This window comes from Leisingera sp. SA215, from assembly GCF_055902035.1.
The window spans coordinates 57,618-71,153 of the sequence record NZ_JBVVXU010000014.1 but is presented as its reverse complement, the minus strand read 5'-3'; the positions used below and the strand labels follow the sequence as shown (position 1 = coordinate 71,153).

At 61.4% G+C, this 13,536-nt stretch carries 14 protein-coding genes; 3 read left to right on the top strand and 11 right to left on the bottom strand.

The features are described from left to right. Positions 1 to 47 precede the first annotated feature (47 nt). From AC0KW6_RS15510 to AC0KW6_RS15490, 5 genes are all read right to left on the bottom strand, one after another. Positions 48 to 569: a DUF3035 domain-containing protein gene (locus tag AC0KW6_RS15510; protein ID WP_474035355.1), complete on the bottom strand. Its 522-nt coding sequence runs from the start codon at positions 567 to 569 to the stop codon at positions 48 to 50. Positions 570 to 624: 55 nt separating this feature from the next. After that, positions 625 to 1,107, bottom strand: coding sequence for a signal peptidase II (lspA, locus tag AC0KW6_RS15505; protein WP_323777900.1), 483 nt, complete (start codon positions 1,105 to 1,107; stop codon positions 625 to 627). 17 nt (positions 1,108 to 1,124) lie between these two features. Continuing rightward, entirely contained in the window at positions 1,125 to 2,714 is a 1,590-nt protein-coding gene (gene purH / locus AC0KW6_RS15500) for a bifunctional phosphoribosylaminoimidazolecarboxamide formyltransferase/IMP cyclohydrolase (protein ID WP_474035338.1), read from the bottom strand. 24 nt (positions 2,715 to 2,738) lie between these two features. Continuing rightward, positions 2,739 to 4,481 carry a heparinase II/III family protein gene (locus AC0KW6_RS15495; protein WP_474035337.1) on the bottom strand — a complete coding sequence of 581 codons (1,743 nt, stop codon included), beginning with the start codon at positions 4,479 to 4,481 and terminating at the stop codon, positions 2,739 to 2,741. A gap of 100 nt (positions 4,482 to 4,581) precedes the next feature. After that, entirely contained in the window at positions 4,582 to 5,844 is a 1,263-nt protein-coding gene (locus AC0KW6_RS15490; RefSeq protein WP_474035336.1) for an RsmB/NOP family class I SAM-dependent RNA methyltransferase, read from the bottom strand. Positions 5,845 to 5,922: 78 nt separating this feature from the next. Between AC0KW6_RS15490 and AC0KW6_RS15485 the strand changes: the two genes are divergently transcribed. Then, positions 5,923 to 6,114 carry a DUF1674 domain-containing protein gene (locus tag AC0KW6_RS15485; RefSeq protein WP_323777908.1) on the top strand — a complete coding sequence of 64 codons (192 nt, stop codon included), beginning with the start codon at positions 5,923 to 5,925 and terminating at the stop codon, positions 6,112 to 6,114. Positions 6,115 to 6,195: 81 nt separating this feature from the next. On the opposite strand, the gene dapB is transcribed toward AC0KW6_RS15485, so the two are convergent. Next, positions 6,196 to 7,005, bottom strand: coding sequence for a 4-hydroxy-tetrahydrodipicolinate reductase (dapB, locus tag AC0KW6_RS15480; RefSeq protein ID WP_323784386.1), 810 nt, complete (start codon positions 7,003 to 7,005; stop codon positions 6,196 to 6,198). An 86-nt stretch (positions 7,006 to 7,091) separates the two neighbouring features. Between dapB and rbfA the strand changes: the two genes are divergently transcribed. Together rbfA and AC0KW6_RS15470 are read left to right on the top strand one after the other, a co-directional pair. After that, positions 7,092 to 7,487, top strand: coding sequence for a 30S ribosome-binding factor RbfA (gene rbfA, locus AC0KW6_RS15475; RefSeq protein WP_024088352.1), 396 nt, complete (start codon positions 7,092 to 7,094; stop codon positions 7,485 to 7,487). Further along, positions 7,484 to 8,233, top strand: a complete 750-nt coding sequence (locus AC0KW6_RS15470; RefSeq protein WP_474035335.1) for a phosphodiester glycosidase family protein — start codon at positions 7,484 to 7,486, stop codon at positions 8,231 to 8,233. Before rbfA ends, AC0KW6_RS15470 begins: the two co-directional genes overlap by 4 nt. Positions 8,234 to 8,236: 3 nt before the next feature. On the opposite strand, the gene rarD is transcribed toward AC0KW6_RS15470, so the two are convergent. The 5 genes from rarD to mutM form a co-directional block, all read right to left on the bottom strand. Beyond that, positions 8,237 to 9,139, bottom strand: coding sequence for an EamA family transporter RarD (rarD, locus tag AC0KW6_RS15465; protein ID WP_323779587.1), 903 nt, complete (start codon positions 9,137 to 9,139; stop codon positions 8,237 to 8,239). A gap of 186 nt (positions 9,140 to 9,325) precedes the next feature. Then, positions 9,326 to 10,741: a chromosomal replication initiator protein DnaA gene (dnaA, locus tag AC0KW6_RS15460; RefSeq protein WP_323779585.1), complete on the bottom strand. Its 1,416-nt coding sequence runs from the start codon at positions 10,739 to 10,741 to the stop codon at positions 9,326 to 9,328. A gap of 548 nt (positions 10,742 to 11,289) precedes the next feature. Then, complete coding sequence (rpsT, locus tag AC0KW6_RS15455; RefSeq protein ID WP_323779583.1) at positions 11,290 to 11,553, bottom strand: 30S ribosomal protein S20; 264 nt, start codon at positions 11,551 to 11,553, stop codon at positions 11,290 to 11,292. A 216-nt stretch (positions 11,554 to 11,769) separates the two neighbouring features. After that, positions 11,770 to 12,546 carry an enoyl-CoA hydratase gene (locus tag AC0KW6_RS15450; protein ID WP_323779581.1) on the bottom strand — a complete coding sequence of 259 codons (777 nt, stop codon included), beginning with the start codon at positions 12,544 to 12,546 and terminating at the stop codon, positions 11,770 to 11,772. Between the two features lie 63 nt (positions 12,547 to 12,609). Beyond that, complete coding sequence (gene mutM, locus AC0KW6_RS15445; RefSeq protein WP_323779579.1) at positions 12,610 to 13,461, bottom strand: bifunctional DNA-formamidopyrimidine glycosylase/DNA-(apurinic or apyrimidinic site) lyase; 852 nt, start codon at positions 13,459 to 13,461, stop codon at positions 12,610 to 12,612. Between the last annotated feature and the right edge of the window lie 75 nt (positions 13,462 to 13,536).

The following is a 13,536-nucleotide window of genomic DNA, read 5'->3' as shown; positions in this document are numbered from 1 at the left end:
ACGCTGCTGCTGGCGTCTTACAAGACTGGCTGGCAGAAACGTGAGGATCAGAGACCGTCAACCGGCGGAGCAGATGGGGTAGCAGCTCCGGCACGGCGGAATTGTTCGTTGGCGGCGTGCGGGTCCAGCGTCTGTTTTTTGTAAAGCTGCTCGTAGCGATCGACCGGCAACAGTTTGATCCGGCCCACACGACGATTGCGGTGGCGGAATTTTGCATCCTCTTCGGCGACTGTTTCGCGCACGCCCGGTTCCACACCATAGCGGCTGGAAGCTGTTAAAAGGGCCGCATCGCTGGCGGGAATACCATTGCCCGGAACCAGCGCACCGGGCTTGCCGCCGAGGGCGGCAACCGCTTCGGCTTGCGGGTTGGGATCCGTCAGATTGACTCCGCCCGGTGTCGGGGCCGGCAGGCTGCTGTAGTTTTCCGGTGTGCTCAGCGGTTTAGAGGGCAAGACCAGGAATTCATCCGGGCCCGTGCCCGGCTTCTGAATAAGGCGCAGCCCTTTTTGCCCGCAGCCGACCACGGCCAGTGCGCCTGCCAGAACAATCACTCCGAACGGGATCCGCATTACCCCTAACTCCTGCCTGTTTCTCAGCGCTTTTAGCGCAATTGCCGAGCGAGGTCTACGCAGGCTTTTTGCGCCGCCCGTCAAAGAAGATCAGCCCGGCTGCGCCTGCAAAGATGAAGATATCGGCAACATTGAACACAAACGGGTTCTGGATGCCGCAGCATGAAGTGTTCAGGAAATCCAGCACGTAGCCGTACAACAGCCGGTCCGCGACATTGCCGAGCGCACCGCCTATCACCAGTCCGGCTGACAGCTGCATGCCCCGCGACGCCTTCGGCGCGCGGGCGATCCAGACGACAAGGGCCAGGCAAATCGCCAGTGACATCCCGATTAGAATCCAGCGGGATGCTTCGTCGCCGCCGCCGAACAGGCCGAAGTTGATACCGGTGTTCTCGCCGTAGCGGAAGTTCAGAAACGGCGGCAGCACGTCGATCCGGTGGCGCTGGTCCAACCCCATCCAATGGATCACCAGGTATTTGCTGGCCTGATCCGCCAGAAACGAAAGGCCGGCGCCCCAGATCATCCAACGTGCTGCCATGTCGTAAAAGCCCCGGCTTAGTGGCGGAAGTGGCGCATGCCGGTGAAGACCATAGCCAGACCGGCGTCATTCGCCGCCTTGATCACCTCGTCGTCACGCATCGAGCCGCCCGGTTGGATCACGCAGGCCCCGCCTGCGGCAGCCGCTTCCAGCAGACCGTCCGCGAAGGGAAAGAACGCATCCGAAGCCACCGCGCAGCCCTTGGCGAGGCTTTCTTCCAGGCCCAGCTCCGCTGCCATGCGGCCGGCCTTGGCGGCGGCCACATTGGCGCTGTCCAAGCGGCTCATCTGGCCGGCGCCGACGCCAACGGTGGCGCTGTCCTTCACATAGACAATGGCGTTGGATTTCACATGCTTGGCAACCTTCCAGGCAAACAGCATGTCCTGCATCTGCGCTTCAGACGGGGCCGTCTTGGTCACCACCTTCAGATCGCCCATATCGACGTAGCCGACGTCCTTGTCCTGCACCAGCATACCGCCAGCCACCTGTTTGTAGGCGGTGATGGCCTTGCGCGGGTCCGGCAAACCATCGGTCAGCAGCAAACGCAGGTTCTTCTTGGCGGCAAAGATCTCTTTCGCTTGCTCCGACGCGCCCGGCGCAATGACCACTTCGGTAAAGATCTCCACAATCTTGGCCGCGGTGTCCGCGTCAAGCGGCTGGTTCAGTGCAACAATACCGCCAAAGGCCGAGGTGCGGTCGCAGTCGAATGCCTTTTGGTACGCCTCGGCCAGGGTCGCCCCCTTGGCCACGCCGCAGGGGTTGGCGTGTTTGATAATGGCGACGGCGGCGCTGTCGGCAGGATCGAACTCCGCCACCAGTTCATAGGCCGCGTCGGTGTCGTTGATGTTGTTGTAGGACAGTTCCTTGCCCTGCAACTGCTGCGCGGTGGCGACGCCGGGGCGGTTGCTGCCGTCGGTATAGAAGGCCGCTTCCTGATGACTGTTCTCACCGTAACGCAAAGTCTGTTTCAGCTCTCCGGCGAAGGCGCGGCGGCGCGGAGTTTTCTCTTCAATCGCCGAGGCCATCCAGTTCGACACAGCGGCATCATAGGCTGCGGTGCGGGCATAGGCTGTCTGCGACAGGCGTTGGCGGAATGCATAGGAGGTCTGACCGTCGTTCCGGTCCAGCTCTGCTAGCAGTGCCTCATAGTCCTGAACGTCGGTCACGACGTTCACAAACAGGTGGTTCTTGGAGGCCGCCCGGATCATTGCCGGCCCGCCGATGTCGATGTTTTCGATCATCTCGTCATAACCGGCACCGCGCGCAAGGGCGGCTTCGAACGGGTAGAGATTCACCACCAGCAGGTCGATGGCGCCGATACCATGTTCGTTCATCGCAGCGACATGGGTGTCATTGTCGCGCAGCGCCAACAAGCCGCCATGCACCATCGGGTGCAGGGTCTTCACGCGTCCGTCCATCATTTCCGGAAAACCGGTCACTTCCGAGACATCCTTGACAGTCAGACCCGCATCGCGCAGCGCCTTGGCAGACCCGCCTGTCGACAGCAGTTCAACACCGCGTTCGGACAGCGCCTTGCCTAACTCAGTCAGGCCGGTCTTGTCGGATACGGAAAGCAGCGCACGGCGTACGGGGTGTAGGTCGGTCATGGCAGGGCGGTCCTTTTCAAAGGCTCAGTCAAACGTCTCGGGTTCGTCCCGGTTCAGGTCTCGCACGGCAACCGCAGTCTCCTGCGCTTTGCTCAGCGTCCACCGGATGCGTGTCGCATACTCTATCGCGCGCCCGGATAAAACGATCTGCTTTGCCGCACGCGGCTTCAAGCGGGTCTTTTCTAGGAAAACGCTCGGTTCCAGCCGCAACTGGCAGGTTCCGTCATGGCGGAACACCCAGATTTCCCCGCTCTTGAGCGCCATGGATACCGCGGCGCCGCCCAAGTCAAGGGCCGCATCCACCTCAGGGTGCAGATGCAGGCGGAGGGCAAAGCCGATGCCGCCCTCCGCACTGGCATCCCGCACCTTAGCGAACCGGCGTTTGGCGGCATCATCCAGCGCCACCAGCATGTCCTCGCCGCTGAGCGCCCGCCCGTCAAACGACAAATCCAAGGTGCGGGCATGGGTCAGCCCGAAATGGGCAGCATACCCATTGTGCCCGCCTTGGAACCGGCAGCCATCCGCCAGGTCGCTGACCTCCAGCGGCACCTCATCAGGAGCTTCGATCAATTCCTCATGGCCGGTGGTCTTGTGCGGAGCAGCCAGCCGGGCGCTGGAATGCCTCTCGATGCACAGCGTGGAATGCGAAGGCGTGGCGCGCCCGGCCCGGCGCCATTCGGCGCCGAAGGTTTCGCCCGATCCGCAATTCACAATCAGAGGCCGCCGCCCTGACGTCAGTTCAAACGCCAGGGTCGAGGCATGGCCGCAGTTGGACGCCTTGCCCCTGGGAGGGGCCGAGGCATCGACAATGACCGAGGTCCGCCGCGCCGACAGCCGGGCAAACCCCATCGCCAGCCCGTCCGCGTGGCGCACTGCCACATGACTGGCCGCGAGGGCATGGTCCAGCCGCCCTTCCAATCCGCGGCCGCCGCCGTGGAACCGAGCCAGCCCGCCGTCGCTGTGGCGCAAGGTACGCAAAGTAGGGGCGATCCGCTCAATAGCATTGATATGCGCGGGCGGCACTGCGCGCCCGGCTTCATGCAGGGCCGCCGCGGCCCAGGTCAGCAGGGTGAATACTTCCAGCAGTTCCTCGGGGTTGCGGGTCGGCAACCCGCCCTGATCATCAATCTGCGCCTCGCATTCTGCCGCCAGCGCGCGGACCGCCGGATCGGCCAGTTCTTCGCGTCCCTGCAGGGCAAGGCCGGCGTAGATCAGCCCGCATAGGGCCTCGAAACGCGGCAGGCCGGGCGCGGCCCCCTGCCAGCGCTGCGCCAGATACCAGGTCTGCCGCGACAGGGAGCCATAAAAAGCCTCGGTCTCGGCCCGGTCCTTACCGCTTAGCAGGAACAGCGCGTGATTGATCCAGCGGATCACCCGCCGCCCGGTCAGGTCGGGCAGCCAGGCCAGCCCGCCGCTGCGCCCGTGCTGCCGGATCCAGCCCCAGACCCATTTCTGTGCTTTGGCTCGGGCCTTGAAATCCCCGACAGCAGCCAGATCATCGAGCCAGGAGAACCCCTGCCGCTCCGCATCAAACGCCGCATCCGGGGCGGCAACCTCCCACAATCCGGTGTCAGGCGATTCGACCAAATAACCGGCAAACAGCAGGTTACCGGCCACCAGCTGCCGGCCGCGGGCAAAGCTGCCGATGGTGCGCGGCTCGGGTTGCGAGACAAAGCCGGTAGCAGCCGGCTGGCTGCGCGCCCGCCAGGCGTAATAGCTGTTCAGCAGCCGGGTGCCGCGGCCGGCCATTCTGTCAAAAGTGGACATGCTCTTTTTGCCTCACGCCAGATTTTGCCAGGGCGTTTTGGCGCGAGCATAACGCGGGGGGCGGATCAAGTCACCGGCGAATACCGGAGACGCCCCGGGGTCACGCGGATTTGCGCAAGAGGGCCATATAAAACCCATCCATGCCGCCGCGTTCAGACCAGAAATCAGGACGCAACCGCAAGCCGCCCTCTTCGCTGATCCAGTCCTGATCCACGCCGGGAACCCGCAATCCTTCGCGGTCGATTGACATCTCCTGATACATGTCCAGCGCTTCCTCGACCTGGCATTCGCCCTCATCCGGCAGCAGGGAGCAGGTGCAGAACATCAGCCGCCCGCCGGGCTTCACCAAGGTCCAGGCGTGGGCCAGCATGTGCGCCTGCAGTTCGATCAGGGCACCAAAGTCACTGCCATCTTTGGCCATTGGCAAATCCGGGTGGCGGCGGATTGTGCCAGTGGCAGAACAAGGGGCGTCCAGCAGCACGGCATCGAACTGCCCCTCTTGCTTCAGTGCGTCACCCACAATCAGCTCCGCTTGCAATCCAGTGCGGGTCAGGTTGTCCTGAAGCCTGGACATGCGGTTTTCCGAAACATCCACTGCGGTCACATTGGCACCTGCGGCCGCCATCTGCATGGTTTTGCCGCCCGGCGCCGCGCACAGTTCCAGCACATGCTCTCCCGGCTGGACATTCAGTATGCGGGCGGGCAACGCGGCAGCAGCATCCTGGATCCACCAGTCGCCGGCCTCATATCCCGGAAGCGCCGATACCTGCCCTGCACTGGCAATACGTACAGAGCCGGTGGGCAATGGTTCCCCGTTCAAAGCGCTTAGATCCGCATCGGGCTTCGCAGTAACATCCAGCGGGGCCCCCGCGAAATGCGCAGCCTCCATTCCCAGCATCGCCTCAGCGCCCCAGGCCTGCACCAGGGGTTTGCGCAACCAGTTCGGCAAGCGCGGCACACGCAGCTTGGCCCATTCCGCCGGACCGTCCTCTGCCACCTTGCGCAATACCGCATTGACCAGCCCCTTGAGTTGCCCATGACGCCGGTGCTTGGAGACAATGGCCACCATTGCGTTCACCACGCCGTGCGCCGCGCCGCCCGAACACAGCTCCACCGTTCCCAGCCGCAGCGCATTCAGCACAGTTATTGGCGGTGTTTTTTTCAGATGCTTCTTCAGCACCCGGTCGGCGCGTTCGAGGTTGCGCAAGGTTTCCACTGCCAGCCGCTGTGCCCGCGCCCGGTCTTCCGGAGCCAGCTTTTCCAGCGCACCTCCGGCATAGCATTCCGCCAGCAGACGCCCCTCTCCCATGACCTGATCCAGCAGGTAAACCGCGGTGCGGCGGGCGTGATTGCTATCGGACATCTGGCAACTCCTACGGGCGCTGGGTTGTTTGCGCGGGACAGGGGCGTATATCATGGCCCGAGCATAAAGGAACCCGCGATGAGCGAAGAGACTGCGCCCGAAACGAAAGACCTGCCACCTGCCGCCCGGCGCGCCTTGGCCGAGGCCGAGGAACGCCGCAAGGCCGCTGAAGCGCAGAGCCCGCCCCCCAAGGAACTGGGCGGCCGCGAGGGCCCCGACCCAGCCCGTTACGGCGACTGGGAGAAGAAAGGCATCGCCGTCGATTTCTGAGCGGCGTTGAGAAAGCTTTGGCTTCTCTTTTGCAAACTGCTCTTGCCGGAGGCAGCGGCCCGCAAGGGCCGCTTTTTCGCGTCAAAGTCCCAGCACATCCACCATGTCATACTGGCCGGGCTCTTTGCCTTGCCCCCACAGGGCGGCTTTCAGCGCGCCGCGGGCAAAGATTGCGCGGTCGCTGGCCAGATGGCGCAGCACAATGCGCTCACCAGCTGCTGCAAACAGCACGTCATGCTCGCCCACAATGTCGCCGCCGCGGATTGCGGTGAATCCGATATCGCCGCGTTTGCGAGCGCCGGTAATGCCATCACGGCCGGAATCACGCACATCCGCCAGTTTCACGCCGCGCCCTTCCGCGGCGGCTTCCCCTAGCATCAGCGCGGTGCCCGAGGGCGCATCCACCTTGTGGTGGTGATGCGCTTCAACCACCTCGATATCGAAATCTTCGTCCAATGCCGCGGCGACCTTCTTGGTCAGCTGAACCAGAAGGTTCACCCCAAGGCTCATGTTGCCAGCCCGCACAATCACCGCGTGGCGCGAGGCCGGTTCCAGCTGGGAAATCTGCTCATCGCTCATACCTGTCGTACCGATCACATGCACCGCGCGGGCTTGGGCTGCCAGTTTGGAAAAATTCAGCGTTGCCTCCGGCGACGTGAAATCAATCACCGCTTGCGCTTTGGAAAATGCCTCCAGCGCATCCGTCGTCACGGTAACGCCAACAGGCGCCCCGCCCATTGCTTCGCCCACATCGCGGCCGGCCCATGCGTGGCCGTCGCGCTCCACCGCGCCCGCCAGTGTGGCCTGATCGCTTTCCAGCACCGTCTTAATCAGCATCTGCCCCATGCGGCCCGATGCGCCGGCAATCACGATCCCTGGTTTGTGAGTCATTGAACAATTCCCCTATTCAAGCTGGATTTGTCCTACATCGCCGGGCAGCGCTTGGCAAAGCCCGCAATCCGGCATAGATCGGAAATATGGCAAAGAACAAATTCCACGACGGCCCCGGGCCCTCCCAGCGCCAGCTTCGCGTCGGCGAACTGATCCGTCGCTCCCTCTCCGAGGTGCTGGCGCGCGGCGATGTGCATGACCCGGATCTGAACCGCATGTCGATCACCGTGGGCGAGGTGCGCACCTCGCCGGACCTGAAAATCGCCACTGCCTTTGTGCTGCCTTTGGGCGGCAAGGGACAGGAGGATGTGCTGAAGCTCCTCGCCCGGAACAAGGGGGAGCTGCGCCGCGCGGTCGGCAAAAAACTGGGACTGAAGTTCGCCCCGGATCTACGCTTCCGGCTGGATGAAACGTTTGATCAGATGGACGAGACCCGCCGGATGCTGTCCCAGGACGCGGTGCGCCGCGACACGGAAGAGTGATCCGCAAGGCCGCCTTGCTGCTGGCCGCGCTCTGGGCCGCTCCGGCCGTCAGTGCGGTGGAATGCAGCGATGCGGCCTATAAAGGCAACCGGTATTCGATCTGCGAAGTAGATGCGTCAGAGGAGCAGCTGCGGCTGTTCCTGCGTGATGGCGACGGGCAGGTCTACGGGCATTTCTCTTCTCTGGACACAGCACTGGCAGAGGAGGGCAAGGCGCTGGCCTTTGCCACCAATGCCGGGATGTATCACAGCGACCGGTCTCCCGTAGGCCTCTATGTCGAGGACGGCGCCAAGGAAATGCGGCTGGTAACCAATGCAGGCCCGGGCAACTTCGGCCTGCTGCCCAATGGCGTGTTTTGCATCCGCGAGGCCCGGGCTGATGTATTCGAAACATTGGCTTTTGCCGAAGCCGCCCCCGCCTGCACCTACGCCACCCAATCCGGGCCGATGCTGGTGATCGATGGAGAGCTGCACCCGCGCTTCCTGCCCGATTCGGACAGCTATTATGTAAGGAACGGGGTCGGAACCTCAGCCGATGGCCGCCGTGCGGTCTTTGCCATCTCGCGCAATGCGGTGACGTTTCACCAGTTCGGCAGCCTCTTCCGGGATTACCTTAAGCTGCCCAATGCGCTGTATTTCGACGGCAATATCTCGCGCCTGCACGCGCCTGAGCTGGGCCGCAGCGATGCGGGCTTCATGATGGGGCCTGTTGCCGGCGTGGTCGAGGATGCTCCTGCCGGCGAATAACCCCTAACCCGCACGTTTGCGCATCTGCCGCATCATCGGAACCGAGTAGATAACCAAAGCGGCCCAGATCATCGGAAAGGCGATCATCCTGGCACGGCCGAACTCCTCTCCAAACAGAAGCACCGCGGCCAGCATGATCATCGTCGGCGCGATGTATTGCAGGATGCCAATGGTCGAAAGCCGCACCAGCTTGGCCCCATTGGCATAAACGATCAGCGGCACCGCGGTGACGACACCGCACCCCAGAAGCAGCGCGGTATCGTTTAGAGAGACACCAAAGCTGCTGGTTCCGGTTGCGGTGAGATAGGCGAGATAGCCCAGGGCCGGCAGCAGCAGTATCAACACCTCCAGCAAGAAGCCCTGATTTGGACCGATCGGCAGAGATTTTTTGAAAAACGCATAAAATCCCCAAGAAAGCGTCAGCCCGACCGAGACCCACGGCACGCTGCCGGCCTCGACCGTCAGAACCACTACAGCAGCGGCGGCCAAGGCGACGGCGGCCATTTGCGCCTTGGTCAGCGGCTCCCGCAGCAGGAAAGCACCCAGGGCAATGCTGAATAACGGATTGATGTAGTATCCCAATGCTGCGTCCAATGCCCGGCCAGAGGCAATCGACCAGACATAGATTCCCCAGTTCACTGAAATCAGCGCCGCAGTGATACAGGCCATACCCAGCATGCTGGGGTTCTTCAACGCCGCCTGCAGATCCTTTGTCCGCCGCAGGAATAGCAGAAGCGCCGCTGCGATTGGCACCGACCAGACCACCCGGTGGGAAACGACCTCAACTGCGGGAATATGCGCCAGTGCTTTCATGTAAAGCGGCAGGAACCCCCACATAAGATAGGCAGCGGTGGCAAAGGCCAGCCCGCGGGGAGTGTCCATGTTTTCGGGGGGCAGCTGTTTCATGCGGAGCTCCTGTACAGGGCGCCGTTATCGCCGGTTTTGATCGGATTGAAACTGTGTTTTCTGTGATATCGGGTATTCACAGGCTTTATGGGTGTGACGGCCTGCCCTTTGGGATGCAAAAGAACGGCCCCGGAAACCGGGGCCGCAGTGTCATTTGGGGTCTGCAGTCTGGGCTGGAACTGCGCGTCAGGCCTCCAGAGACCGGCGCAGCATTTCGACATCTTCGGCAATTTGGCCGTCAGTGGTCTTAAGCTCCTCAATACGCTTTACACCATGCATGACGGTGGTGTGGTCGCGCCCGCCAAAGCGGCGGCCGATCTCTGGCAGCGACCGGCTGGTCAGCTGCTTGCACAGATACATCGCCACTTGGCGCGGGCGTGCATAAGAGCGCAAGCGTTTGGGGCCGATGATGTCCGACATTCGGATGTTGTAATATTCGGAAACTTTGCGCTGGATCTCTTCAACAGTGATCTTGCGCTCGGAAGCCCGCAGCACATCGGCCAGGCAGTCCTGCGTCAGATCCATGTCGATCTCGCGGCCCACCAGCGAAGCAAAGGCAAACAAGCGGGTAAGAGCGCCTTCAAGAACGCGAACATTGGTCGAGATACGGTGTGCCAGAAACTCCAGCACGCCATCGGCAATGCGCAGATCCGGATAGGTTTGCCGCTGTTGCTCTACTTTGGTTTGCAGAATGCCCAGGCGAAGTTCATAGTCCGTCGGGTGCAGATCCACAACCAAGCCGCACTGCAGACGGGATTTCACCCGGTCTTCCAGGTCCTTGATCTCACCCGGGGCACGGTCGGCAGAGATGATGATCTGTTTATTTTGATCCACCAGCGCGTTGAAGGTGTGAAAGAATTCCTCTTGGGTCGAATCCTTTCCGGCGATGAACTGCACGTCATCCACCATCAGCACGTCAACTGAACGGAACAGGTGCTTGAAGTCCATCATCTTGCGCTCGCGCAGGGCCTGCACAAAGCGATACATGAATTGCTCTGCCGACAGGTACAACACGTTGAGCGACGGGTTCTTTTCCTTCAGTTCCCAGGCGATGGCGTGCATCAGGTGGGTCTTACCCAGGCCGACGCCCCCATAAAGCACCAGCGGGTTGAAGGTGACCGGACCACCTTCGCCAACGCGGCGCGCGGCGGCATGGGCCAGTTCGTTCGGCTTGCCCACTACAAAGCTGTCGAAGGTGAAGCGCGGGTCCAGCGGAGCCGCCTGCAACGCTTCCAGCGTGTCCCTGCCACCCGCCGATGCCGCAGCCGCAGCAGGTGCTGTCATGACTGCCACGTCGTTGTGTTCACCGCCATAGGTGTCAGCCGTCCCGGCAGTTTCTGCGGAACGGGCCGGGCTGTAGTTGGCCGCGACCCGGAAGGCCAGGCGCTGGACCGGCTCGCCGGACATTGTCAGCTCATGCAGAATAAGATCCGCAAAATTCTGGCTGACGTAATTTCCCATGAAATTCGTCGGCACCTTGAAGACGGCAACGCCGCCCTCCACGGTGTCAAATTCCAGAGGCTCAATCCAGGTCGTAAAGTTGTTCTGGCCTACCGTCTTCAACAGCCGGTTTCTGAGCTGTCCCCATTTTTCTTCTGTCATGCTGCGCCTCACGCGTCCCCAAAAAAGCAGCGGCCCATTGGCCGGGCCAATTCTATCTTTACCCCCAACGAATCGGGGGGCATTCACCCACAAGTTTATTGTGTGCGGACCAGCAGCGGCCGCATTACCCGAAGGTTGAAGGTTCGTGCAAAACAGCAAAATCAGCCGCAGGACGCGGCAGAGCTGCCTTCACGAACAGTATCGCACACAATTGAGACAAGGCTGCTGTCCATAACCGATACAGCAGTAGATGCCGGCCAGAACAAAGCACAAAAGTACCGTCTGCACCGAGCAACCTGGCAACCTTGATGCCCGTCAAGATTGCCGCAAGCAGCCTGTCCCCCCAGCGAGTGAATCGCTGTCTTATTGGTAGCAATTTGAGGGGGGCGGCAGCAACGAAACTATGATGTTGACTCTGTCTTTGCCGGCAAAGAATCCCTCGCATCTGCAGCACGCCGCCGAGGGTTTACCCAAAAAACAAGGCGCTGCAATCTGCAGCGCCCTGACAACATTTCAACTGTTCTGAAGCCCGCTCAGTGGAGCGAATCTCAGGCCAGTGCCTTCACGCGTGCGGACAGGCGCGAGATTTTCCGGGAAGCGGTGTTTTTGTGATACACGCCCTTGGTGACGCCGCGCATCAGTTCCGGCTGGGCTGCGCGCAGAGCGGCAGATGCAGCTTCCTTGTCGCCGGAGGCGATAGCTTCTTCAACTTTACGCAGATAAGTGCGGATGCGCGAACGACGGGCTTTGTTGACGGCAAAGCGCTTTTCGTTCTGACGTGCGCGCTTCTTGGCCTGGGGCGAATTTGCCATGGTGTTTGACCTTATCTCGGGTTCTGTTTCAATCGGACGCAATGCCAGCCGAACCCGGGTCACTAAACCGGTGTGATTCTAGCCAGAGCGGGCTGCACGCGCATGTATGAGGCGGCTGATACCCAACCCGGCGCAGAATTGCAAGGGCACCGGTCCGGTCAGAAAGACGGCGGGCCTATCTGCCCGCCGCTTCGTTACTCCAATCCCCAGCTAGCCTCACTTATCCCGGAACTGCGCTTCGCGCTTTTCCAGGAAGGCTGCCATGCCTTCTTTCTGGTCTTCGGTGGCGAACATCGAGTGGAACACACGGCGCTCAAACAGCAGCCCCTCGCTCAGCGGCAGCTCGTAAGAGCGGTTCACCGTTTCCTTGACCGCCATCGCTGTCAGCAGCGATTTTTCGGCAATCTTCTGCGCTGCTGCAGTAGCTTCCTCGACCAGCTTCTTGGCCGGCACCACTCGCGACACCAGGCCGGCGCGTTCGGCTTCCTCGGCGTTCATGAAGCGACCGGTGAGGTTCATGTCCATCGATTTCGACTTGCCCACAAACCGGGTCAAACGCTGAGTGCCACCGATTCCCGCAACGACGCCAAGGTTGATCTCAGGCTGGCCGAACTTGGCGGTTTCTGCTGCGATGATGAAATCGCACAGCATTGCCAGCTCGCAGCCGCCGCCCAGCGCATAGCCTGCGACCGCCGCGATCACCGGTTTGCGGATTGCGGAAATGCGGTCGTTGGCATCGGCGAACAGGTTGGTGGAGAACACTTCGGTGAAACTCATCTCCGACATCTCCTTGATGTCAGCGCCGGCGGCAAAAGCCTTTTCCGACCCGGTGAGAACGATACAGCGCACCTTGTCGCTGGCATCGGCCTCTTCCAAAGCGGCGCACAACTCGCCGATAAGTTCCTTGTTGAGCGCGTTCATCGCCTCTGGGCGGTTCAGTTTTATGAGGCAAACGTGGTCCTGCACATCGACGTTGATCGTCTCGTAGGCCATGATTTCTCTTTCGGTTGTTCCGTTCAAATCCGAGTCCTTACCAAAAGGGGCACTCTGATCAAGCTATCTTTGGCACTTTACACAATAGAAGGTGGAGCGTCCTGACTGAGTGATTCTGACAATTGACCCGTCGCAACCCGCGCGGTGGCAGGGTTCGCCCTCACGCCCGTAGGCATCGAAACTGTGTTGGAAATATCCAAGTTCACCAGAGGCTTGCCGAAAATCCTTGAGAGAAGCTCCCCCGGCGCGGATGGCATCTTGCAGCACTTGGCGGATGATCGGTACCAGCGCGGCAACCCGGTGCGCAGCAATCTGCCCAGCCTTGCGGCGTGGCGAAATTCCCGCACGGAACAACGCTTCACAGACATAGATGTTACCAAGTCCAGCAATGATTCCCTGATCCAGTAATGCGGATTTCACCGGCGTGTTACGGCCCTGGAAAGCGGCCACCAAGTGATCTTCGTGGAAATCATTACCCAACGGCTCCGGTCCCAGCACCGCCAGCAGTTTGTGATTCCCGGCAGTCGCAGTGTCCAGCAAATCCATCGCCCCGAACCGGCGCGGATCGTTGAAGGTGATGCGGGCATCGTTGTCCATGTCGAACACCACATGGTCGTGCTTTTCCGCCTGCGGGTGCTCATGCGTGAACTGCCCCAGCGGATCGCCCGACACGGTCATCCGCCCGGACATGCCAAGGTGAATGAGCAATGTCTCATCCGTGTCGAGGTCGGCAAGAATGTATTTCGACCGCCGCCGCAAACCCTTCACCCGCGCACCGGTAAGCCGTTCGGCCATCCGCTCTGGAAACGGCCAGCGCAGACCAGGCCGGTTCACCGACGCATTTATGATCACCGCCCCCTCCATGGCCGGTGCCAATCCGCGTTTCACCGTCTCGACCTCGGGCAATTCTGGCATTACACCCCTCCTGAAACAACGGGCCGCATTGTGCCTGCCCCACAGCGCCTTATAACAAGGGCGGAAATCAGCAAA

Excerpts from the sequence above, each read along its gene's own strand:
- AC0KW6_RS15510 (WP_474035355.1), bottom strand. The coding sequence starts at position 569 with ATGCGGATCCCGTTCGGAGTGATTGTTCTGGCAGGCGCACTGGCCGTG.
- lspA (WP_323777900.1), bottom strand. The coding sequence starts at position 1,107 with ATGGCAGCACGTTGGATGATCTGGGGCGCCGGCCTTTCGTTTCTGGCG.
- purH (WP_474035338.1), bottom strand. The coding sequence starts at position 2,714 with ATGACCGACCTACACCCCGTACGCCGTGCGCTGCTTTCCGTATCCGAC.
- AC0KW6_RS15495 (WP_474035337.1), bottom strand. The coding sequence starts at position 4,481 with ATGTCCACTTTTGACAGAATGGCCGGCCGCGGCACCCGGCTGCTGAAC.
- AC0KW6_RS15490 (WP_474035336.1), bottom strand. The coding sequence starts at position 5,844 with ATGTCCGATAGCAATCACGCCCGCCGCACCGCGGTTTACCTGCTGGAT.
- AC0KW6_RS15485 (WP_323777908.1), top strand. The coding sequence starts at position 5,923 with ATGAGCGAAGAGACTGCGCCCGAAACGAAAGACCTGCCACCTGCCGCC.
- dapB (WP_323784386.1), bottom strand. The coding sequence starts at position 7,005 with ATGACTCACAAACCAGGGATCGTGATTGCCGGCGCATCGGGCCGCATG.
- rbfA (WP_024088352.1), top strand. The coding sequence starts at position 7,092 with ATGGCAAAGAACAAATTCCACGACGGCCCCGGGCCCTCCCAGCGCCAG.
- rarD (WP_323779587.1), bottom strand. The coding sequence starts at position 9,139 with ATGAAACAGCTGCCCCCCGAAAACATGGACACTCCCCGCGGGCTGGCC.
- dnaA (WP_323779585.1), bottom strand. The coding sequence starts at position 10,741 with ATGACAGAAGAAAAATGGGGACAGCTCAGAAACCGGCTGTTGAAGACG.
- rpsT (WP_323779583.1), bottom strand. The coding sequence starts at position 11,553 with ATGGCAAATTCGCCCCAGGCCAAGAAGCGCGCACGTCAGAACGAAAAG.
- AC0KW6_RS15450 (WP_323779581.1), bottom strand. The coding sequence starts at position 12,546 with ATGGCCTACGAGACGATCAACGTCGATGTGCAGGACCACGTTTGCCTC.
- mutM (WP_323779579.1), bottom strand. The coding sequence starts at position 13,461 with ATGCCAGAATTGCCCGAGGTCGAGACGGTGAAACGCGGATTGGCACCG.